Genomic DNA, 20889 nt, shown 5'->3' with positions numbered 1-20889 from the left:
CACTTGGTTGATTGGAGTGAAAGGCATGAGACTCCTGCTTAGAGAAGCGTGTCGAAGGAAGACCCTACAGGCGCGCAGCTTACGAGGAGGCTTCCGGACCTAGGAAAAAACGAACTGCATTTTTTCCCGGGAAAGCGAATGCCTGTAACGGAAATAAACCTCAAAGTTTAACAGAGCTTAAGAAAATAATAATTGTAGGCAATCGTGATGGTCATAAGATTTTTTTAAAATTGGCTGTATACTAAGTAAAAGTAATACTTTAAAATCAGTTTACTTTTAATCTCTTTATAACATGCTATATAATAAGAACAATTATCTAAATAAGGGGGACCAATAATGTCTAATAATCACAAGTTAGAGCTTGCTACCTTTGCAGGTGGCTGTTTCTGGTGTATGGTACAGCCTTTTGATGAGCTTCCAGGGATAGATTCAATCGTTTCTGGTTATACAGGTGGTGAAAAAGAAAACCCTACATATGAGGAAGTATGCTCAAATCGAACTGGACATCTTGAAGCTGTGCAAATCGTATTTAATCCTGAAATATTTCCTTATGAAAAGCTTTTGGAATTGTTTTGGCAACAAATCGATCCTACGGATGAAGGTGGTCAATTCCATGATCGTGGTGAATCCTATCAAACGGCAATCTTTTATCACTCAGAAGAACAAAAACGACTAGCTGAGAAGTCAAAAGAAGAGCTTAACCAAAGTGGCAGATTCAACAAACCGATTGTTACAAAGGTAATTCCAGCAAAACCTTTTTACCCAGCAGAAGAATATCATCAGGATTTTTATAAAAAGAGCACAACCAGATATAAGCAATATAGAACAGGATCTGGAAGAGATCGTTTTATAGAACAACATTGGAAAGATAACGAAAAAAGTCAATTGTTAAATAAATTAAATCCAATTCAATATGAAGTAACTCAAAATAACGGTACTGAACCACCTTTTCGGAATGAGTATTGGAATAATAATAAAGATGGTATATATGTAGACATTATTTCTGGAAAGCCATTGTTTAGTTCTTTGGATAAGTATGATGCTGGTTGTGGTTGGCCAAGCTTCACAAAACCTATTCAAGATCAAGAAGTGATTGAAAAAATGGATACAACACATGGCATGGTTAGAACAGAGGTAAGAAGTAAAACGGCAGATTCTCACTTAGGACATGTATTTGATGATGGCCCAGGTCCTGACGGTTTACGTTATTGTATTAATTCAGCGGCGTTAAGGTTTATTTCAAAAGATGATCTTGAAAAAGAGGGTTATGGAAAATACTCTAAAATTTTTGAAGCATAAATTAAAATAATGGAAAGCTGTTTGTTATCTTTTTAAGTCTTAATGGATTAGAAACAAAAGTAGGAGAAAGATCAATACTCTCAAAAAAAAATTGCCTGAATAGTATAAAGTTTTATTTATGAGAGTTCACGGACCGTGCTGGAAAGTGAACTTCTCAAATATTCTTCAAACCAGCTTACAGGATCTTTTAATTTACATATATAAAATAATAAAAGGAGTGGGTTTTTTATGACAGTATTAGGGTTTGAACATGTTGGTATTCAAGTAGAAAATATTGAAAACTCGATTAATTTCTATCAAAAAGTTGTGACACTGGATTTAATTGATCAATTCAAACATACAGATGGAAAAATGAAGCTAGCATTCTTAGGTATAAATGGAAAGATAATAGTTGAATTGATTGAAGGCTATAATCCTAATTTGCCTGAAGAAGGTAAAGTGCATCATATCGCATTTAAAGTGAACGAAATTGAAAAAGAAAAGAAGAGACTTGAAGAATTAGAGGTAGAATTAATTTTTGAAGATATCACAGTATTACCAAATGGTGCCAAGTATTTGTTTTTTAGAGGACCTGATCGGGAATGGATTGAATTCTATGAAGATAAAAACTAGAATTACTGCTTAGTTGCTGTTTGCTTTTACTCGTTTTCTGCGGAAAATAGTAATACGTTTTTTTACTGTGTGGTTCCGTGAGTCTTCAGGTAAGATAAGTGCCTGTAGATTTATAATATAAGATATGTGATGTAGTTTCATAATATTCATGTACCCAAACAACAAATCGGACGCAAATTCTATTTTATTCTTTATCATTTTTTTAAGTCATTCACCTAAATTGGGCTAATGACCATACACAACAACCCACCCGTTACATAAAGTATAGAGAGAAATCTATATTAGTTAATGAGGAGTGGAGTTTAATATGCATTGTTATTATGATTATGGATATCCATATACACAAGGTGTTCAAGGTGGATACGGAAATAGTTTCGTTTTAATAGTTGTTCTTTTCATCTTATTAATAATTGTTGGTGCAGCATATATTCACTAAGAATACTTTATTAAGAGCTCCTATGTGGGCTCTTTTTTGTCTTTTTAAAAAGTAGCTATGTAAACTTAAAAACAAAATGTGTTGACATATATTTACCCATTCCTTACCATATATTTAAAGTGTTTTTTTAATAGGGGGGATTAGGTTGAAATGGGATTTATTAGCGCAAGATGTGATTAATGGCAAGTTATTAGGTGAAGAAGAAGCGATGTCAATATTACAATGTTCAGATGATGATTTATTGTTATTACTTCATGGTGCCTTTACTATTCGTAAACATTATTATGGTAAAAAGGTTAAATTAAATATGATCATGAATACAAAATCTGGGTTATGTCCAGAAAATTGTGGATATTGTTCCCAGTCAATTGTCTCAAAAGCACCAATTGAGAAATATAAAATGTTAGATAAAGCAACAATTTTAAAGGGAGCAGAGAAGGCGCACCATTTGAAGGTTGGTACATATTGTATTGTTGCGAGTGGTAGAGGTCCTTCAAATAAAGAAGTAGAACAAGTAGCATCTGCTGTAGGTGAAATAAAGAATAAATATGGTCTGAAAATTTGTGCATGCTTAGGTCTTTTAAAACCAGAACAAGCAAAAACATTAAAAGAAGCTGGAGTAGACCGATATAATCATAATGTTAATACATCTAAAGAACATCACACAGCGATTACTACAAGTCATACATATGAAGATCGTGTAAATACAATTCAAACCGTTAAAGATGTAGGAATATCTCCTTGTTCTGGTGTGATTATTGGCATGCGAGAAACATTTTTTGACGTTATCAATATGGCTTATAGTTTAAGAGAATTAAATGCGGATTCAATACCGGTAAATTTTCTCCATGCAATTGATGGAACACCCTTAGAAGGAACGAGTGAATTAAATCCAAGATATTGTTTAAAAGTACTTGCTCTATTCCGATATATAAATCCTACAAAAGAAATCAGAATTTCAGGTGGTCGAGAAGTAAATTTAAGATCGTTGCAACCATTGGGTTTATATGCTGCTAATTCAATCTTTGTAGGTGACTATTTAACAACATCAGGACAAAAAAGCACTGCAGATCATAAAATGCTAGAAGACTTAGGGTTTGAAGTTGATTTTAATTTTGAGAATTCTCCTATTTGATTGTGCAATTAGGCTGTTTTCGTAAACTTTGTTGCTTTTAACTACTTCAAGTAAACAGCACTTTATCAAGCATAGTGGCATCTTTTATTTCTAATAGTACTTATTATGCAACAAGAACAATGTTAAACTGCAATATTAGGGCAAATTAGCAACGATCTTTTAGAAAGGCTATGTTAAAGCTTAATGTTGATTTTTAGCACTTTGTTGATTGGAGTGAAAGGTATGAGACTCCTGCGGGAGAAGCGTGTCGAAGGGAGACCCCACAGGCGCTTGCGCCGAGGAGGCTCCCGGACCGCCCGCGGAAAGCGAATGCCTGCAACGGAAATCAACAACAAAGTTTAACAGAGCCTTTAGAAAAGAAAGAGCCTTCAATTAAAAGGGTTTCATTCTGATCATTTACAAGCTATAATGAAAAAATCTTGTCGATGGGGGTACAAACGATGAAATCCTTTTATCACTATTTAATGAAGTTTCGTCATCCTAAGCCGAAAGATGACATTTCACAATTTGCTAATGAGGCTTATCTTGATCATAGCTTCCCAAAAAATACAATCAGTTATGATGAACTGAGTTCTTATTTAGAGATGAATGGTCATTATTTAAAAAGTATGGTAGTGTTCGATCAGGCATGGGAAGGATATGAAAACGAAATATTAAAAAGAATATAATTATTCTAGTTTAGAATAAGATCACTTTAAGACAAGCATAGAAGGATTTTCTACCTTTCTTGCTTGTTTTTTCATTGCTGAGACCTGATTATCTTAGTTTGTTTCTATTTAGTAAATCATAAAACTTAGCTGTGCTATGACATATAGCTATAACTGCTAATCCTCGAAAGATAAAGATACACCATTTTTCAGGGGCGATAATCAAGGCTAAGTGCTTTGCGCTTTTCTTATTATAAGTGCCCATGACGAAATGTAAATAAAAGCATATACTATCTTATCCTTATAAATCACGACAAAAGGAGAGATGGATGATGAAAAATATAAATAGACCAAAGTTTAAAATAGGTGATATTGTCGTGATTATTTTATATGGTACTGTCGGTACGATAACTAAAATTCATTTAATAGATGAACAAGTGATCTATGAAGTGAACTATAGTGAAGTTTTATATTTCGAAAATGCGCTTCAATTATTTTCAGACTATGATGGAGTAGTTATAGAAACAGAAAAAATTAACATTGATGTACTTTACCAAATTGGAGATATTGTTTTAGTTAAAGGTTACGGAAAATCCTTATTTAAAATTGTGGGAGTAAGAACTGAAATATGGAGATATGAAGAAGATGGTTGGGAGGATTTAACATATGAGCTTACAAGAATGTCTGATGGGGAATGGCTTGAAGCAGATGAAGATGAACTTAGTCTTATGATAAGTGAACATGAAGCAGAGTCATTAATGCAACAACTTTTCTTACACCATACAATAGATGATGAAAGTAATTATCATGAAACAAAGATAAATAAATCAATAATCACTCAATCCATAAATGAAGTGGTAGAAGAAAATACAAATATCAAAATAATAGATGAATTACTCGATATGTATAATGATTACCAAGCTTTATATCAGATGTTTTGTGATCAAGAATATAAAGAAATGATGAAGCTTGTTGTGAAAAGTTTAAAAAGATATAAAGATCCAAATGTTTAAAGTAAGTTTCCATTTTAACTTGGGTCTATTTGACTTCAATTGAAGTAATAAAAAATTAGATCTTACTAATTTGTAAGTATGTTCTCAATAATGATCTTAAAAGTGATTCCTGAATTAAAGATTTAACGTAATCAGTAAAAAGCAAAGATAAGGAATACAAAAGAAGATCATACCGAAATACAAACCTTTTAATAAAAATTGTAAAAAATGATCAAATCCTTCTCCGTCAAGAAAGTTCATTATTTTATTACTTTTCATTTCTTTATCATTCTTAGTAAATTCAATATACTGCAAATTTTCTCTTAACATTGTCTTCAACCCCTTATTTTAAATAAGCTTGTCCATCTGAAATTATTTATATGACGAAGTATTTGAACATATGCAATTATTTTTCCTTTTTAAAATCAAATGTTTAAGTATTTCAGCAAATGAAAGGCTTTGGATGTTTTTAACTAGGAAGAAATGAATATTGAAGTCAGTTCTGATTGAATGGGTAGTGAATTAGAATAAATTGTTGTACTGCAACTTCTTTATTTTCAAGGTAATGATTAAAATGTGAAAATTTTGTTGTTTTCATAGACATATGTCCCTCTATAAGGACATAAACAATAAAAGGGGGGCGATATTGTGAAGGAGATCGAAGTAATTATTGATACAGAGGAGATTGCGGAGTTCTTTTACAATGAGCTCACAAAAAGAGGGTATGTTCCTGGAGAGGAAGAGCTAGGAGAACTAGCTGATATCACATTTGATTACCTTCTTAACAAATGTATTATCGATGAAGATGAAGAATTTGAGGGTATTGAGTAAAATTTAAAAACTTAGGCTGATTAAGAGATTGGATACTGTAATAGTACCTATTTTCTTTATCAGCCTTTTTCCGTGTGAAGAGGAGATATTTCTTTGATTTTTCCTAATGTTTTTAAAATATTTATGTCTTTTGTTACTTCTTTTGTAATGTCTTGAAATCGATATTCGCTTACTAAATCGAAATTTTCTATTTGAGATACCTGTTTAAACCAATCCTGCTTTATATTAAATTCATGAGTTACATTTGCCCAAGTCTTTTTTAATGAAGGGCTATTTAACCTACGGGAATCTAATTTATTTTCAGAAAAAATATGTGCCCAGTAATCAGTTCTAGAACCTGTGTGAGGATGATTTCTACTGAATTCATGGAAGGCATCGAAGCGATTGTTTGTATAAAGAATATTGTAAAGATTTTTTCCAAGATCAATTCTTTGCTTAACTGAAGTGAAATTGTGAACCTCTATACCAGCTAATGAATATTTAGGTAAAAATGGATATCGCTTATATGGAAAAATGACATGAGTAAAACCTAATTTTTCTTGTAGAATGTAAGAAAATGATTTGAGAACATTATTCTTTATAAATGGTAATGTCATTAAATGTTTTTCAATATATTGTTGTTCATTTGTTATTAAAGCATGTGTTAAAAGTGTAGATTCATTGCACTTAAAAAAATATTCCCAAATAGGTATCATAAACCTCGATACATTAAAAGTTGGTAACAAATGAAATAATGACATTTGTTCTTTTTTACTAGCTTTATATAGTAAAAGCTGTGGATAAGCATCATGGAAGATTAATGCATTTGCTTTCTCAAGAAATTGAAATAATGTTAATTGATCTTTTTCAGTAAGAAAAGGATTCAAGAGAGTTCCCTTCAAATCTGTCATATTATATCCACCATTACGTGAAACCATATGTGCTAAAAAAGACCAATGAACTTCAGGATGTTTATTAAAAAAAGAAAGATATGCTGAAGTTCTCGTAACATTGTTCTCGTTTAGATGTTGCGTTTCTTGATAAATGTTACGTATAAGTTCTTTTTCTTTTTGTGTTAAAACAATTGGAAGAACTTTGTTTAAAATACCCTCGATATTTTCATAAATCTGCTCACGGTCTTTTTCATTTAAAGATCCTTTGTTATGACTGGCTCCTTTTACTTTTTTAGTTATATTTCTCATGTTTAATCAGTCCAAACTTTCATTAGATGGTATATAGTATATTTATATGAAATTTTGAAACTTTTGTTAAGAATCACCGTATATATAATTAAACTAATGAAAGAAAGAGGTATTTAAAATGATTCGAAAAATTCTAAAATCATTACTTTCAAATAAACAACATACTAATCGTCGCTCTTATAGTTCAAGCGATTTTAAAAGAAAGAAGTATGGAAGTCATCATCCCTCAAAATATGGTCATCAACATTATAAGAAAAAACATAAATCAAGTGGTTTTTTTAGTTCCTATAGCAGCTAATGAAAAAGCTCTATATAAAATTAATAGAGCTTTTTGAGCAACATTTACAGATTGGTCATGTGGTTGGTGGAAAATATGTTATTCTTCAGCTACTTGGGAAGGGGAGCTATGGGTTCGCTTATCAAGTTAAAGATCTTGATGGGAATATACGAGTTCTAAAACAGTTAAGAAAGTACAAAATGCTTGATGGAACTGGAAAACGGTCTTTTCTTTTAGAAGCGAATATTTTAAATGACTTGGCAGATCCAGCTTTTCCAAAACTATTTGATCAATTTACTGACAAAGGTAAATTATTTATCGTCATGGAATATTTAAGTGGGAAAACATATGAAGAATTAATTTTCCACGAAAAACGGATCTTTACTGAAACAGAAGCATTTAGAGAATTAGCTTATATCTTACAATTAATCAAAAAAATCCATAACAAAGGATATATACACAGGGACTTAAGGATACCGAATATTCTTAAGAATGGAAATGATATCTGTATCATTGATTTTGGTTTAGCAAGAAGTGTAAGTGAAGTTTCAAAAGAAACTTTCAATAATGAAGAAAAGAGGTTATTTAGGGAGATCTCTTATAAAAGCGATTTATATGCTTTAGGACATTTTATGTTATTTTTACTGTATTCTTCATATGAACCAGATTCTAAACAATCAAAAACATGGGAAGAAGAACTACCTATAACAGATGAAAGCAAAAGAATCTTAAGGAAAATGCTTCAGCTAGATGTGCCATACAATCATGTCAATGAACTTATAAATGATCTTGCAAATTAATTCATTCAAATAAAGGAGTTTTTATTATGTCTTTTTTTAATAAAATTTTAGCGAGTGTAGGAATAGGTTCTTCAAAGGTTGATACAAAGCTAACACATTCTTCAATAAGAGTGGGAGAAGATGTAGAAGGAATAGTTGAAGTAACAGGTGGTAGTGTTGAGCAAGCAATTGAAGAAATATACTTAACCGTAAACACTAATTTCGAAAAAGAAGATGATGACAGAATTATACATACACAAGCTGTGATTTCAACAGTTAAACTTAATGAACCCTTTATTATTATGCCTGGAGAAAAGAAAACAATACCTTTTCAATTTACATTACCTTTAGATACTCCAATTTCAGCGGGTTCAACAAAAGTATGGATCCAAACAGGAATAGATATAAAAGGTTCTGTTGATCCAACTGATCGTGATATTGTTACAATTTTACCAAATCAGTTAATGGAAGAAACATTAGAGGCATTTCAAAATTTGGGATTTGTTATGAGAAAGGTAAAAAATGAAGCCGCTTCATATAAAATACGAAAAAGGTTACCGTTTATTCAAGAATTTGAACTCGTTCCTACTGAAGGACCTTATTACAGAAAATTTGATGAAGTTGAAGTTATTTTCTTTCCTATAAGTGAAACAAAAATGGATGTTATTATTGAAGTGGATCGTCGCTCCAAAGGTATCACCGGTCTACTTACTGAGGCATTAGATCTTGATGAATCCATTATAAAATTTACAATTCAAATGGAAGATGTACCTAGTCTAAGAGAAACAATTGAAGACATTCTATCAAATCATACTTGATTTTCACTGAATTGATTAACTAGATAGCAATTGTAAGAGAATGTTAAGGGGAAAAAAGATGGATGAAAAAAAGGGGACATTTTCAAGGGTAAGAACTCGAAATAATAAGAAAAGCCGAAGACTTAGAAGGTCATTTCGTAGATTATTATTTTTATTCATATTTTTAATGTGCAGTGTAATTTTATATAAAATCTTTTTACCAGAAAAAAAAGCGATCGTTTCTACAACTCATAATCCTAAGGAAATAAATGTTTTGGTAAAAGAAAATTCCAAAGTTGTGTCGAGTAATACAACAATAAAAATTAGTGCGGCTGGTGATTTTACATTAGGTAGAGATGAAAATTATGACTATTCTGGTTCATTTACAGATGAAGCGACTAAAAATGGTCTTCGCTATTTTGTAGAAGATATTAATCAACTATTTTTAACGGATGATTTTACATCAGTTAATTTGGAAACAACTTTAACAACATCTACAGAGAAAGCGGAAAAGACATTTCGGTTTAAAGGTGATCCTTCTTATGCTGAAATTCTAAGACTAGGTGGCATTGAAGCAGTTAATTTGGCGAACAATCATATGTTTGATTATCTACAAAAAGGCTATGAGGATACGAAGAGGGCTCTGGATTCACATAATATTGGTTACTTTGGGTATGAAAATAGCTTTATAACTACTATTAAAGATGTGAAAGTAGCTGCTCTAGGGTATGAAGGTTGGCAGGATACAGAAGAAATAAGAGCTCAAATTGAAAAAGATATTATTGATTTAAGAAAAAAAGGATCTCAAATTATTCTTGTCCACTTTCACTGGGGAGATGAAAAACAGTATACACCAAATAATAGTCAACAAACGCTAGCGAAATTTACGATTGATTCTGGAGCTGATTTAATTTTAGGTCATCATCCCCATGTGATTCAAGGGATAGAAGAATACAAAGGTAAATTTATCGTATATAGCTTAGGAAATTTTATGTTTGGAGGAAATAAAAACCCTAGTGATAAAGATACTTTTGTGTTTCAACAAACATTTCATTTGAAGGATGGTAAGTTGACAGTGAAAAAGGAAATAAATATCATTCCCTTTTCAATATCATCAGTTGCTTCAAGAAATAATTATCAACCGACAAAGTTAAATGGAGCAGAATCTAATCGTGTTATGGAAAAAATTATTCATTACTCTAATGAGATAAACGGTTCAGATTGGCTTGTATATGATCAGAAAAACTAGTGTTTGTTTGTGATCTTGTACATCGATGTTGAGTTTCTGTGTAAAGTTATTCTTGCCTGTTTCATCTAACCAATCCAATCAACAAAGTCTCAAAAAATTCATTGAGATTTAACGACAACTAAATGAAAATAAGTTGCTTCAAAGCTGAATGAATAGAACTTTATTAAGCTCACAAAAAAACAGGATGACTAAAAACTAGTCATCTAGTTTATTTAAAGGTAAAGCTACTTAAGTTCTATTTCTTCCAAAAGCCTTCCATATGATACTTGAGAATAGCTCCACACTGCATTTCTTTTCTTATTTTAAGGCTCTGTTAAACTTTGTTGTTGATTTCCGTTACAGGCATTCGCTTTACGCGGGCGGTCCGGGAGCCTCATCAGCGCAAGCGCCTGTGGGGTCTCCCTTTGACACGCTCCTCCCGCAGGAGTCTCATGCCTTTCACTCCAAGCAACAAAGTACTAAAAATCAACATTAAGCTTTAACATAGTCTATTTTAAAAACGGTCCTGGTATACTATTCGCAATTACTTGCTGATCAATTATTACTTCAGTTGTTGTTCCTGTTATAAACACTTCATCAGCATTTAAAAGATGCCTCTTCTCTGCATAATGTTTAGTAGCTGTAAACTTACCGTTATATACTCTAATAACCTCATTAATACCGTCTCCAAATAGGTAAGCACGATCCTCTATAACAATATGAATAGTTGTTTTGCAACATTTGCTACATTATATATAAGCTTACTCATTAATTTGCTCCTTTAATAACATACTTTAACATTCTTATTTCATATAAACTTTAAGAATGCTCGTCTTTACGAATTCATGATAGGTTGATTATCTTAAATTAAAGGTATAATACGACAGAGTAACTTAAAACATTACTGATGCACATGAAAAATAAACATATAGATAAATTTAGATAGTAAATTACCTGAATGAAAAATTATTTTTAATGCTTTTAGAATTAATGGATTTAGTATAGCTATTGTTTATTCGGGAAAGGTTTATTATAAGGGTACTCAAATTCCGGCGCATGAAAAAATTTGGATATATTCCTGAATTCAACGACGTGTAACAAGGAGGTGTAGATCTTACATTTGTAAAAACAGACAGATATCAAAAGCTGGATACTTCATGTTGATTTTATAATGAGTCACTTATAAACATAAAATAGAATCCTTCTTTTATTTGTCAGTAAAAATTCAAGTAATGCTTACATATGTAAGAAGTTCTATTGATTACACTAAATTTTCTTTTAATTATCTTATTAGTAGCTTTTACAGGTTTTTTTGTGGCAACAGAATTTGCTATTGTAAAGGTTCGTGTAATAAGAATTGATCAGCTTATTTCTGAAGGAAGAAAAGGTGCTAAATCAGCAAAAATTGTTTTATCTCATCTAGATGAATATCTCTCTGCTTGTCAGCTTGGTATTACTGTCACGGCTTTAGGATTAGGTTGGTTAGGAGAACCTACTGTAGCGAAGATGATAGAACCTTTCTTTAGTAGTTATGAGTTAAATGAGAAAGTAATACAAATTTTATCATTTGCCATAGCATTTGGAGGTATTACTTTTTTACATGTTGTAATAGGTGAATTAGCTCCTAAGACAGTTGCAATTCAAAAAGCAGAAGAAATAATCTTGCTTTTTTCAGTTCCAATCATTTGGTTTTATCGATTGATGTTTCCTTTTATTTGGCTTTTAAATAGTGCAGCTCGTATCTTTGTTCGTCTATTTGGTTTTAAATTTTCTCCAAAATATGAATTAGCACATTCTGAGGAAGAATTAAGAATATTGTTATCAGAGAGTTATCAGAGTGGTGAAATCAATCAAAATGAATTAAATTACGTAAATAATATCTTCGAATTTGATGAAAGAATTGCAAAAGAAGTGATGGTTCCTAGGACGGCAATTGTTTCTATATCAATGGAACATACTTATGAGGAAGTAATAAACATTGTAACTGCCGAGAAATATACTCGCTATCCAGTTATTCACGATAGTGATAAAGATAATGTTTTAGGGTTTATTAACATTAAAGAATTTCTCACTGCCATGATTATGAAAAAATCAGATGAAAAACAACCACCTTTTCACTCCTTTATCAATCCTATTATACAGGTAAGTGAAACAGTACCTATTCATGATTTATTAGTGAAAATGCAAACAGAACGCATTCATATTGCAATACTAATAGATGAATATGGCGGTACATCTGGCTTAGTTACAGTTGAAGACATTCTCGAAGAAATTGTTGGAGAAATTCGGGATGAGTTTGATGAAGATGAAATTCCTGAGATACAAAAAGTCAGTGAAGATCATTATATACTAGATGCTAAAATACTAATTGATGAGGTAAATGAATTACTCGGAATTCAATTAGAAGATGAAGAAATTGATACAATTGGTGGTTGGTTCTTAACTAGAAATTTTGAAGCCAAATCAGGTTCTGAAATCTTAGCAGAAGGTTATATTTTTAGAATAAGGGATATTAAAGGACATCATATTTCATATTTAGAGGTAATAAAGCTCGATGATTAATTCTCGATTGCTTTTAATCTCGGTATGTATTGAAAGTTCCTGACCATTTTAAAGGCTCTGATGAGTTGGTTTTTGATTAAGTTACAGACATTCACTTTCCCTTGGCACGCTATCAGCACGATTTTCCTATATTCAGTTCCAATAAAAACATGAAGTTTTATTTAAGATTGCCTTTTTAAGCAAGGATATAAATACCTAAGACAAAACATGATCGTATTGAGAAATAGTATCGATTTTTCCGTTGATACTTAGGTAAAACTCCTTGTACTTTTCTTATCATTAACCACTTAACAAATGGATCAATTAAGGTATAATATAGACAAGTGCTAGAACTGCCATGACATAGTTCGAAATATATTTTTTGTAAGTAGTTGTAATACATATATGGATTATGTTACTGGTATGATTTAAAGTTGAAAGTGAGTGTTCATAATGGGTCGTAAGTGGAATAATATTAAAGAGAAAAAGGCATCTAAGGATGCTAACACTAGTCGAATATATGCCAAATTTGGCCGAGAAATTTATGTTGTAGCTAGACAAGGTGAACCAGATCCAGAATCTAATCAAGCCTTAAAGGTTGTTCTTGAAAGAGCGAAAACATACAATGTCCCAAAAACAATTATTGACCGCGCTATTGATAAAGCCAAGGGTGGCTCAGAAGAAAATTTTGATGAGCTTCGATATGAAGGATTCGGTCCAAATGGTTCGATGATCATTGTTGATGCATTAACAAACAATGTTAATCGAACTGCTTCTGATGTTCGAGCAGCTTTTGGTAAAAATGGTGGAAATATGGGAGTGAGTGGTTCAGTTTCCTATATGTTTGATGCAACAGCAGTTATTGGTGTGGAAGGTAAAACGGCTGATGATGTTCTTGAAATTTTAATGGAAGCAGACGTTGATGCTCGTGATATTTTAGAAGAGGGAAATTCTGTTATCGTTTATGCAGATCCAGATCAATTTCATTCTGTACAAGAAGCATTTAAGAATTCTGGCATAACTGAATTTAACGTTGCTGAATTAACAATGTTAGCTCAAAATGATGTTACGTTAGCAGAAGATGCACAACAACAATTCGAAAAATTAATTGATGCTTTAGAAGACTTAGAGGATGTTCGACAAGTTTATCATAATGTTGACTTAGGTGAATAAAGGATTCATGCTGCAGACCACAGGCTTTATAAGGTCTGCTTTTTTAATTCTTTTTTGTAAACATTGTTGTCTTACCAATTCTAAGTAAATAATTTGGTGAAAAGCCATTAGGCCTCTTTCTTTTATGCTATAAAATAAGTTCCGACTGTATAAAAAGGTCCAATATCTACTATCTTTCTGAAAGGCTGTTCTCGTAAACTTTATTGCTTTAACAACTCCAAGTAAACAGCACTATATAAAGCATAATGGCATCTTTTCTTCTTAGGATAGTACCTATTTTGCTTTAACAACAATGTTTCCAATGCATAATTAGGTCAATTAGTAAAAATCTTTCAGAAAAGAACCTTCTGAAGAGCCCCTTTAAAAACAGCTTTTCAAAAAACTTTGTTAAAGGAATTTTCTTTATCGTTTTAGATAAACTAAGAAGGCTATAAAACTTTTTGTAGGAGGTTTTAAAATGTCTAAGAAAAAGGTAACACCTTCAAAAGTAGTGGATCAAAAACAATTAGTAAATGATAAGGCTGAAAAAGCGAAGGCTAATAATTATGAAGACGACCATATTCGTAATACAACATCAATTGGAGCAGCAAATCAATAATAAGAAAATGATAAAAATAATGACTGATTCAAAAACAATCTTTGCGGAGATGTTTTTAGAATCAGTTTTTTTCAGATGGACAATGTCTAGCTCCAACGCTCAAAACCTCTGAGGAAAGCTAGATAAGTACCATTTATGTGATGAAGAGACTTTTTTCAACTGATAATTAAGTTAATTAGCAAAAATCTTTCAAAAGAGTCTTCATAAGTTAGCGTTTCTATTAATTGTAAAATACCTTACTAAAACAGTGATGATACAAGGGTAAGAGGGATTGGGGTAAAAAAGCATCATTGAACTAAAAACTTTAGTGGAACATAAATAGGTATAAAATAGCAATAGCGATAGTATAGATTTGAGAGACCTACATATAGATGCCGCTTATATGATAAATTATTTGTTGGAGGGAAATGATGCTTTTTAGATTTCTTATTCTTTTTTTTGTATTCTGTATTTGTGCACTTATTTATCCTATTGAATTTTTTTACCAGTATGATGTAAACGTCATTTTATTTTTTGAAGAAATACGTAGCCCTTTTTTAAATAAAGTATTCATGTTTATAACCGATATTGGTTCAATCAAATATACATTACCAATTTGTATTGTCTTCAGTGCTTTATTTTATTATAAAAAAAGAAAAGTGTTAGATATTATCATGCTAGTTATCATCTTTTATAGCGTAAGAAAGCTCAATGTGGTATTAAAAGACTTATTCGTTAGAGATCGCCCTTCATTTCAATTTGTATATGAAGAAAGTCATTATAGTTTTCCGAGTGGACATGCTATGAACTCCACTGCAATATATGGTTTTATATGTTTTATCATTCTCAACCATTTTAGTGGAAATGGAAATCATAGAAATACATTGTTAATAAGTACAATTATTTTAGTCGGAATAATTGGGATAAGTAGAATTTATTTGGGCGTTCATTATATATCAGATGTGATAGCTGGGATTAGTGCAGGTCTAATGTTGCTCATTGTTATAACATTAATTCACTCAAAATTAATATTGTTTTTCGACAAAAATAGAAGATATTAGATAAAGGGTTTTTCATAGTATTTCTCTAATTAAAGATATAAACAAAACTTTAGTTAGGGAGGAAGAAAAACATGTATTCCTTACTAGTAAAGAAACGTGTTATAACTTATGATATGACAATTTTTCAAACACCGAATTTTGGTGACAAAAAAGGTTATAAAGATGTGTACCGCTTAAGTGTTGATGGCATGACACATAAAGATGCACTAAAAAATGTCTTTCAGGTTTTTAATGTGAATGACCGTATTCCCGATGATTATCGAGCTAGATACTTAAGTACTGGTGATATCGTGTTAATTGATGAAGGGAAAAAAGGTCAATATTATTACAAATTGTTTCCTCAAGGATGGCAAAAAATTAATCGGATACAAGTAAGGTAGCAACAGATTATGGGAGGCCATAAATGAAATCATAGCCTCCTGATTTTGTAATTAATTATTGTGTCCTGGTCCATTTTTGCGTTTTTCAGAAGTATGTTCTTTTGAGTGTGCTGTTTCTTCTGCTGCTATTATTTCAGGTGGTATATGATTATTTTTTTTTGGAGTGTTTCTGTTGCGATGTTTTTTTCCCATCTAAAATCCCCCTTAATTTTCGTTTGTTCTATTTGTTGTATGTGTTTTCTGCTTTCTAGGCTTTTTTGATTCATGTGGCATTGTTCCATTCCTTGAACCAGGAGTTGTTTCGTTCGCATGTTGCACAGCTTGTTCAAGCTTTTTCTTCATAGAAATCCCTCCTAAAATGAATTCATGTTTATATTGCCCTTATATACGTAGCTTAAAGCTGTTAAAAAATACTTAACACAAATGTAGTAATGTTTCATAACTTATCCTAAATAAAGGAGGAGAACTATAATAGAGCTATTATTTATAGGTTAAGCTAATATGGATACTTATGAGAGAACGTTTTTCATGTTTGTATTATTGTGTTATAGTAAATGTACTCTTTTTGATTATTTAAGTAGGAGGTAAAAGAGAATGAGTGTACATATTGGTGCAAAAGAAAACGAAATAGCAGAAACGGTATTATTACCAGGAGATCCATTAAGGGCAAAATATATAGCAGAAACATTTCTAGACGATGTAACATGTTATAACGAAGTAAGAGGAATGTTAGGTTTTACAGGTACTTATAAAGGTGAACGTATTTCTGTACAAGGAACTGGTATGGGTGTGCCTTCTATCTCAATTTACATAAATGAGTTAATGAATAGTTATGGTGTTCAACAGCTAATTCGTGTAGGTACATGTGGGGCAATTCAAAAGGATGTTAAAGTTCGAGATGTTATTCTAGCAATGAGTGCATCAACAGATAATCAAATGAACCGTTTAACATTTGGTGGAGTTGATTATGCTCCAACAGCAAATTTTGAATTGCTTAAAAAAGCATATGATACAGGTATTGAAAAAGGGTTAAATTTAAAAGTAGGTAATATTTTCACTGCTGATATGTTTTACAATGATAATGCTGAATTAGAAAAATGGGCACGCTACGGAATTCTTGCGATTGAAATGGAATCCTCTGCCCTTTATACTTTAGCTGCAAAATTTGGGCGAAAAGCTTTGTCAGTTCTTACAGTAAGTGATCATATTTTAACTGGTGAGGAAACAACTTCTGAAGAACGACAAACAACCTTCAATGATATGATTGTTGTTGCTTTAGATGCGGCTATAAAAAAATAAGGCTTGTTGGCAGGATAAGCTAGATTGTCTATTACTAAAACGTATGCGAAAAGTATACGTTTTTTATTTTTGATTCAAATTCGATTAGTGAAATTTGTCGATAAATAATTCAGACTATTTTAAGATCGTTTGTTTTAAATTTTAGGAATATAGGGTAAAAATGTGTGTAGGTGCTTTATATCATATCCTTTTTAAGGCACTTAATGATAAAATAGATTTGTTATCTATTTTAGATTGGGTGATAAGATGTTGTTTAATGGAAAGGTATTTGTCGTATTAAGTATGTTTATAGTGTTATCTGCATGTGCAAATTTCTCATTACCAAGAGGCATACCTTTTAATGAGGACGAAAAAGGACAACGAGTAGAAAGTATAAATGATCGAGAAAAACAAGATAATTTGAAAAAAGAGAGCAATAGAATTGATGACATTGAAGAAAAAGAGGAAATTGATACAGATTTCTTATTACAGTCTAAATATTTTAATGAAGTGAAAGTAGTGGATGGTGTTCAAGTTATTGAAAATCCTTCCAATATTTTAGCGATGGTTAATAAAGATTATGGTCTATCAAATGAGTATGAACCAGAAAACTTAGTGATCCCAAATGTGGACTTTTCCTTTGGAGATGCTGACATACCTCAGAGCTATTTACGTAAAGAAGCAGCTACTGCATTAGAAAAATTATTTCAACTAGCAAAACAGGATGATATAGAGTTGCTTGCCGTTTCAGGATATAGATCTTATTCTCGACAGCAAGGTATTTTTAATGTTGAAAAAGAGAATAAGGGTGAAGATGAAGCTTTACAAGCAGTAGCATTACCTGGTCAAAGTGAACATCAAACAGGATTAGCTATGGATGTAACGAGTAGAAGTGTAAATCTTGCTATTACATCAAAATTTGGAGAAACAAAAGAAGGAAAATGGGTAAAGGAAAATGCCCACAAAGCAGGTTTTATTATTAGATATCCCCTCGGAAAAGAGGCAATAACAGGTTATCAATATGAACCATGGCATATTCGCTATGTTGGAGTAGAGAAGGCAAAAGTTATTTATGAAAATAACCTAACTTTAGAGGAATATTTTGAAAAAGTGAAAAAAATATAGTTGGAGATTTGTTTTATGACGAAAAATTTGGACCATTTAAAGTTAGGATTAACGGTCTTATTTATTGGCTTCAATCCAAGTTTGGTTTCTGGTCAAGTAGGACATAATTATGCAAATAAAAATAATAGATTTTGGAAAATTCTTTATGAAGCAGGTATAACTGACAGATTGTATCTTCCTGAAGAAGATTTAAAATTATTAGATAAAGGAATTGGATTTACAAATATTGTTTCTAGACCTACTCGTGCAGCTGATGAAATTACAAAAGAGGAATATCAAGAAGGTAGGAAAATCCTTTATGAAAAAATTACTTCTTATAAACCTAAAATTGCTTGTTTTGTAGGTAAAGGTGTTTATCTTCAATATAGTCACTTAAAAAAAGCGCCATGGGGTCAGCAAGAAAAAAACATTGTTCCTGGTGTAATTGATTTTGTTGCACCTTCCTCTAGTGGATTAGTCCGAATGAAGATGAAGGATGTCACTACAATCTATAAACACCTGAAAGATTATATATAAAAAGGTAAGGGAGCAGTAACCCTTACCTTTTTAATTAGGCTGTTTTCGCAAACTTTGTTGCTTTTAAATACCCAATCAGCACTGTATTAAGTCTAGTGGCATCTTTTCTTCATAAATTAGTACTCTTATAGTGAAAAAACACTGTTTTCACTATAAATTTTGGTTACATTGCAACAATCGTTTAGAAAAGAGCCTTAACTTATTACCAGAATAGAAGACCGCCTAGTGCAATTCCAGTGATAAGTCCTAGCCCAAGTCCATATGGGGCACCGAAGCCATAGCCATAACCATAACCAAAGCCAAATCCATAGCCACCTCTTTGAAGAACAGGTTCAATAAATACTTTATTATTTGTTACTCGGCAAATTCTTCCTACGTGAACTCGACCATGTCTATCATTAATTCTAACCACTTTACCATTATAACGACAACATAATTGATAATAATGTTGTGACAAAATAATCCCTCCTTTATAATCATTCAACATAGCTTATGATGAGTGCATAAAGAGGGATTGTACGCCTATCACAGTTAAAAGTATTTATTTGTTTAAATTTTTTATAGAAGAAAAAAGTACAAACATAGCTTTTACGAATAATTTATTCAGTTTTTAAAACCATAGGGCATAAAACAATTGGTTTCTCATAGACAATTAAAACTTTATCCAATTTAAGAGATATAACCAGATTCCATTACATTTGAAAAACAATGAATAATTATCGAAAACAAAACTACTGATCGTGAGTTTTTTGTAAGAAAAAAACGCAATATGAAAGTTTATCTCTATACTTATTAGATAAATGCTCATGTTCATCAAGGATGGAAAAGGTGCTTTCTGGAATATCACTACTTAAGTTGAATTCAGTACTAGGTTCATGAAGGTCATTAATCATAATATCAGCTGCTTTTAAAGTATTGTATATATAAAGATTGTTTTCTTTAAACTTAGTTACCCATTCCTCAATAGTAAGTATGGAAGAAAATCCATAAAAATCAAGTAACTCTGTTTCTTCATCATTTGTCAATGTTTCGTTTTTTATGATTTCGATGGCTATCATTTTTCCATCTTCTTTCATGATTCTCTTTATCTCATAGAGTGAATCTTTAAGGATGGTAAACGATAATACTGACTCACATAAAATTAAATCAAAAACATTGCTTGCAATAGAAGTGTTTGAAAGACTTTCATGTAAATAAGTTATTTCGTTTTTTTGATCAATATTTCTTTTTCTTGCTGTTTCGATCATTCGTAAATCATGATCGAGACCTGTAACTTCATAGCCTAGTTGGTGAAGAAAATTAGTTGTTTGTCCTGTTCCACATCCGGCATCAAGAATAGTTGTAAAAGGTGGGAGATTTTCCAGCTCAAAAATTGCTTTTGTAAGTGAAAGACCACCAGGGTGAGCTCCCCCAATCCCTAAATAGGACAACATTTGTAAATAATTCATCATGATTCCCCCATGTATATTCTAGATGTATAGTATGAAGGAATGAGATGATTGTGATTATAAGCAAGAGAATAATTGGTGTTTTTCATATAATTTATTTAATTTCGGATGAAGAAAATGATAAATTTCAGCTTTGTAAATTGTTTGTAATGAACATTTAACATGTAAAGCTTCTAGATAATTTTCAATACGATCTTCAATATAATGTAATACTTGATTTTTATAATAGAGAATATTGCTATTTATCTTATAATCAATATCTTTAATTAAAGTCAAAGAAAAGTGAATCATATTAAAATCGTGTTTTCCGATGTAATCTATTAGTTGCATTATAAAACCTCCCATATTTACATTCGTGTAATGAACTTTACATTAAATTAATGAAAAAGTATCGTGCTTTTTGTCGATTGAAAAAAGAGTATTCTCGAATATTTCTTAAAGTCCATTATTACATTGAAAATAAAAGCCGATTTTGTCTAAAATTCATTGTTTCAATGAAATTGGTTACATTATTGATGTGATCTTACATAATATGTCCAAATTTACATGTTGTTAATATATCTATCTAGACATATT

Annotated in this window: 25 protein-coding genes and 1 pseudogene; 19 read left to right on the top strand and 7 right to left on the bottom strand. The window is 31.3% G+C overall.

All coding sequences use genetic code 11. The features are described 5' to 3' along the window. The first annotated feature begins 336 nt into the window (after positions 1-336). From msrB to LC076_RS05145, 6 genes and pseudogenes are all read left to right on the top strand, one after another. Positions 337-1299 carry a peptide-methionine (R)-S-oxide reductase MsrB gene (msrB, locus tag LC076_RS05170; protein ID WP_226666723.1) on the top strand — a complete coding sequence of 321 codons (963 nt, stop codon included), beginning with the start codon at positions 337-339 and terminating at the stop codon, positions 1297-1299. Positions 1300-1527: 228 nt separating this feature from the next. Next, a complete protein-coding gene (locus LC076_RS05165) occupies positions 1528-1911 on the top strand; it encodes a VOC family protein (protein ID WP_226666722.1) in 384 nt (127 codons plus the stop codon). 355 nt (positions 1912-2266) lie between these two features. Then, a pseudogene (locus tag LC076_RS24480) lies at positions 2267-2347 on the top strand (YjcZ family sporulation protein); the annotation flags it as partial. 145 nt (positions 2348-2492) lie between these two features. After that, positions 2493-3482: a biotin synthase BioB gene (gene bioB / locus LC076_RS05155; RefSeq protein WP_264191421.1), complete on the top strand. Its 990-nt coding sequence runs from the start codon at positions 2493-2495 to the stop codon at positions 3480-3482. A 440-nt stretch (positions 3483-3922) separates the two neighbouring features. Next, positions 3923-4150 carry a YozE family protein gene (locus LC076_RS05150; RefSeq protein ID WP_226666718.1) on the top strand — a complete coding sequence of 76 codons (228 nt, stop codon included), beginning with the start codon at positions 3923-3925 and terminating at the stop codon, positions 4148-4150. 311 nt (positions 4151-4461) lie between these two features. After that, positions 4462-5142, top strand: a complete 681-nt coding sequence (locus LC076_RS05145; RefSeq protein ID WP_226666716.1) for a hypothetical protein — start codon at positions 4462-4464, stop codon at positions 5140-5142. A gap of 114 nt (positions 5143-5256) precedes the next feature. Here LC076_RS05145 and LC076_RS05140 read toward each other — a convergent pair whose 3' ends face one another. Beyond that, on the bottom strand, positions 5257-5451 hold the full coding sequence (locus tag LC076_RS05140; protein WP_226666713.1) for a hypothetical protein: 195 nt from the start codon (positions 5449-5451) through the stop codon (positions 5257-5259). Between the two features lie 318 nt (positions 5452-5769). Here LC076_RS05140 and LC076_RS05135 point away from each other — a divergent pair, with 318 nt between their 5' ends. Then, positions 5770-5952, top strand: coding sequence for a YozD family protein (locus LC076_RS05135; protein ID WP_226666711.1), 183 nt, complete (start codon positions 5770-5772; stop codon positions 5950-5952). Between the two features lie 59 nt (positions 5953-6011). On the opposite strand, the gene LC076_RS05130 is transcribed toward LC076_RS05135, so the two are convergent. Continuing rightward, a complete protein-coding gene (locus tag LC076_RS05130; RefSeq protein ID WP_226666709.1) occupies positions 6012-7133 on the bottom strand; it encodes a DUF2515 family protein in 1122 nt (373 codons plus the stop codon). Positions 7134-7251: 118 nt separating this feature from the next. Between LC076_RS05130 and LC076_RS05125 the strand changes: the two genes are divergently transcribed. The 9 genes from LC076_RS05125 to LC076_RS05080 all read left to right on the top strand — a co-directional run bounded on the left by LC076_RS05125 (position 7252) and on the right by LC076_RS05080 (position 15946). Beyond that, positions 7252-7431 (top strand): hypothetical protein, encoded by a 180-nt coding sequence (locus LC076_RS05125; RefSeq protein ID WP_226666708.1) that lies wholly within the window; start codon positions 7252-7254, stop codon positions 7429-7431. After that, complete coding sequence (locus LC076_RS05120) at positions 7431-8210, top strand: serine/threonine protein kinase (RefSeq protein WP_226666707.1); 780 nt, start codon at positions 7431-7433, stop codon at positions 8208-8210. Before LC076_RS05125 ends, LC076_RS05120 begins: the two co-directional genes overlap by 1 nt. A 26-nt stretch (positions 8211-8236) precedes the next feature. Further along, the gene (locus LC076_RS05115) at positions 8237-9007 is read left to right on the top strand and encodes a sporulation protein (protein ID WP_226666703.1); all 771 of its coding nucleotides are present in this window, start codon (positions 8237-8239) and stop codon (positions 9005-9007) included. A 166-nt stretch (positions 9008-9173) separates the two neighbouring features. Then, a complete protein-coding gene (locus LC076_RS05110) occupies positions 9174-10235 on the top strand; it encodes a CapA family protein (RefSeq protein WP_413465953.1) in 1062 nt (353 codons plus the stop codon). A 1236-nt stretch (positions 10236-11471) separates the two neighbouring features. After that, positions 11472-12776 (top strand): hemolysin family protein, encoded by a 1305-nt coding sequence (locus tag LC076_RS05100; RefSeq protein WP_226666699.1) that lies wholly within the window; start codon positions 11472-11474, stop codon positions 12774-12776. Between the two features lie 432 nt (positions 12777-13208). Then, a complete protein-coding gene (locus tag LC076_RS05095) occupies positions 13209-13928 on the top strand; it encodes a YebC/PmpR family DNA-binding transcriptional regulator (protein ID WP_226666697.1) in 720 nt (239 codons plus the stop codon). 457 nt (positions 13929-14385) lie between these two features. Continuing rightward, positions 14386-14526: a hypothetical protein gene (locus tag LC076_RS05090; protein ID WP_226666695.1), complete on the top strand. Its 141-nt coding sequence runs from the start codon at positions 14386-14388 to the stop codon at positions 14524-14526. A gap of 410 nt (positions 14527-14936) precedes the next feature. Next, positions 14937-15566 (top strand): phosphatase PAP2 family protein, encoded by a 630-nt coding sequence (locus LC076_RS05085; protein ID WP_226666693.1) that lies wholly within the window; start codon positions 14937-14939, stop codon positions 15564-15566. 71 nt (positions 15567-15637) lie between these two features. Next, on the top strand, positions 15638-15946 hold the full coding sequence (locus tag LC076_RS05080) for a YodL domain-containing protein (RefSeq protein ID WP_226666689.1): 309 nt from the start codon (positions 15638-15640) through the stop codon (positions 15944-15946). Positions 15947-15997: 51 nt separating this feature from the next. On the opposite strand, the gene LC076_RS05075 is transcribed toward LC076_RS05080, so the two are convergent. Together LC076_RS05075 and LC076_RS05070 are read right to left on the bottom strand one after the other, a co-directional pair. Further along, positions 15998-16138, bottom strand: a complete 141-nt coding sequence (locus tag LC076_RS05075; RefSeq protein ID WP_226666688.1) for a hypothetical protein — start codon at positions 16136-16138, stop codon at positions 15998-16000. A gap of 12 nt (positions 16139-16150) precedes the next feature. Beyond that, on the bottom strand, positions 16151-16288 hold the full coding sequence (locus LC076_RS05070; RefSeq protein WP_226666686.1) for a hypothetical protein: 138 nt from the start codon (positions 16286-16288) through the stop codon (positions 16151-16153). Between the two features lie 252 nt (positions 16289-16540). Between LC076_RS05070 and deoD the strand changes: the two genes are divergently transcribed. From deoD to LC076_RS05055, 3 genes are all read left to right on the top strand, one after another. After that, entirely contained in the window at positions 16541-17245 is a 705-nt protein-coding gene (gene deoD / locus LC076_RS05065) for a purine-nucleoside phosphorylase (RefSeq protein ID WP_226666685.1), read from the top strand. A gap of 246 nt (positions 17246-17491) precedes the next feature. Continuing rightward, positions 17492-18349: a D-alanyl-D-alanine carboxypeptidase family protein gene (locus tag LC076_RS05060; protein WP_413465946.1), complete on the top strand. Its 858-nt coding sequence runs from the start codon at positions 17492-17494 to the stop codon at positions 18347-18349. Positions 18350-18364: 15 nt separating this feature from the next. Further along, the gene (locus LC076_RS05055) at positions 18365-18865 is read left to right on the top strand and encodes a mismatch-specific DNA-glycosylase (protein ID WP_226666683.1); all 501 of its coding nucleotides are present in this window, start codon (positions 18365-18367) and stop codon (positions 18863-18865) included. Positions 18866-19067: 202 nt separating this feature from the next. On the opposite strand, the gene LC076_RS05050 is transcribed toward LC076_RS05055, so the two are convergent. The 3 genes from LC076_RS05050 to LC076_RS05040 form a co-directional block, all read right to left on the bottom strand. After that, positions 19068-19322, bottom strand: coding sequence for a hypothetical protein (locus LC076_RS05050; protein ID WP_413465945.1), 255 nt, complete (start codon positions 19320-19322; stop codon positions 19068-19070). 274 nt (positions 19323-19596) lie between these two features. Further along, the gene (locus LC076_RS05045; RefSeq protein ID WP_226666679.1) at positions 19597-20313 is read right to left on the bottom strand and encodes a class I SAM-dependent methyltransferase; all 717 of its coding nucleotides are present in this window, start codon (positions 20311-20313) and stop codon (positions 19597-19599) included. A 57-nt stretch (positions 20314-20370) separates the two neighbouring features. Next, positions 20371-20643: a hypothetical protein gene (locus LC076_RS05040; RefSeq protein WP_226666677.1), complete on the bottom strand. Its 273-nt coding sequence runs from the start codon at positions 20641-20643 to the stop codon at positions 20371-20373. Between the last annotated feature and the right edge of the window lie 246 nt (positions 20644-20889).

The organism is Metabacillus litoralis, assembly GCF_020524045.1.
In the GTDB taxonomy this organism is placed as follows: domain Bacteria; phylum Bacillota; class Bacilli; order Bacillales; family Bacillaceae; genus Metabacillus; species Metabacillus litoralis_C.
This window is presented reverse-complemented; position numbering and strand designations above follow the sequence as displayed.

Bases quoted from the DNA above. Each gene is read 5' to 3' on its own strand.
- msrB (WP_226666723.1), top strand. From the start codon at position 337: ATGTCTAATAATCACAAGTTAGAGCTTGCTACCTTTGCAGGTGGCTGT.
- LC076_RS05165 (WP_226666722.1), top strand. From the start codon at position 1,528: ATGACAGTATTAGGGTTTGAACATGTTGGTATTCAAGTAGAAAATATT.
- LC076_RS05150 (WP_226666718.1), top strand. From the start codon at position 3,923: ATGAAATCCTTTTATCACTATTTAATGAAGTTTCGTCATCCTAAGCCG.
- LC076_RS05145 (WP_226666716.1), top strand. From the start codon at position 4,462: ATGAAAAATATAAATAGACCAAAGTTTAAAATAGGTGATATTGTCGTG.
- LC076_RS05140 (WP_226666713.1), bottom strand. From the start codon at position 5,451: ATGTTAAGAGAAAATTTGCAGTATATTGAATTTACTAAGAATGATAAA.
- LC076_RS05130 (WP_226666709.1), bottom strand. From the start codon at position 7,133: ATGAGAAATATAACTAAAAAAGTAAAAGGAGCCAGTCATAACAAAGGA.
- LC076_RS05125 (WP_226666708.1), top strand. From the start codon at position 7,252: ATGATTCGAAAAATTCTAAAATCATTACTTTCAAATAAACAACATACT.
- LC076_RS05120 (WP_226666707.1), top strand. From the start codon at position 7,431: ATGAAAAAGCTCTATATAAAATTAATAGAGCTTTTTGAGCAACATTTA.
- LC076_RS05115 (WP_226666703.1), top strand. From the start codon at position 8,237: ATGTCTTTTTTTAATAAAATTTTAGCGAGTGTAGGAATAGGTTCTTCA.
- LC076_RS05110 (WP_413465953.1), top strand. From the start codon at position 9,174: ATGTGCAGTGTAATTTTATATAAAATCTTTTTACCAGAAAAAAAAGCG.
- LC076_RS05095 (WP_226666697.1), top strand. From the start codon at position 13,209: ATGGGTCGTAAGTGGAATAATATTAAAGAGAAAAAGGCATCTAAGGAT.
- LC076_RS05090 (WP_226666695.1), top strand. From the start codon at position 14,386: ATGTCTAAGAAAAAGGTAACACCTTCAAAAGTAGTGGATCAAAAACAA.
- LC076_RS05085 (WP_226666693.1), top strand. From the start codon at position 14,937: ATGCTTTTTAGATTTCTTATTCTTTTTTTTGTATTCTGTATTTGTGCA.
- LC076_RS05080 (WP_226666689.1), top strand. From the start codon at position 15,638: ATGTATTCCTTACTAGTAAAGAAACGTGTTATAACTTATGATATGACA.
- LC076_RS05075 (WP_226666688.1), bottom strand. From the start codon at position 16,138: ATGGGAAAAAAACATCGCAACAGAAACACTCCAAAAAAAAATAATCAT.
- LC076_RS05070 (WP_226666686.1), bottom strand. From the start codon at position 16,288: ATGAAGAAAAAGCTTGAACAAGCTGTGCAACATGCGAACGAAACAACT.
- deoD (WP_226666685.1), top strand. From the start codon at position 16,541: ATGAGTGTACATATTGGTGCAAAAGAAAACGAAATAGCAGAAACGGTA.
- LC076_RS05060 (WP_413465946.1), top strand. From the start codon at position 17,492: ATGTTGTTTAATGGAAAGGTATTTGTCGTATTAAGTATGTTTATAGTG.
- LC076_RS05055 (WP_226666683.1), top strand. From the start codon at position 18,365: ATGACGAAAAATTTGGACCATTTAAAGTTAGGATTAACGGTCTTATTT.
- LC076_RS05045 (WP_226666679.1), bottom strand. From the start codon at position 20,313: ATGAATTATTTACAAATGTTGTCCTATTTAGGGATTGGGGGAGCTCAC.
- LC076_RS05040 (WP_226666677.1), bottom strand. From the start codon at position 20,643: ATGCAACTAATAGATTACATCGGAAAACACGATTTTAATATGATTCAC.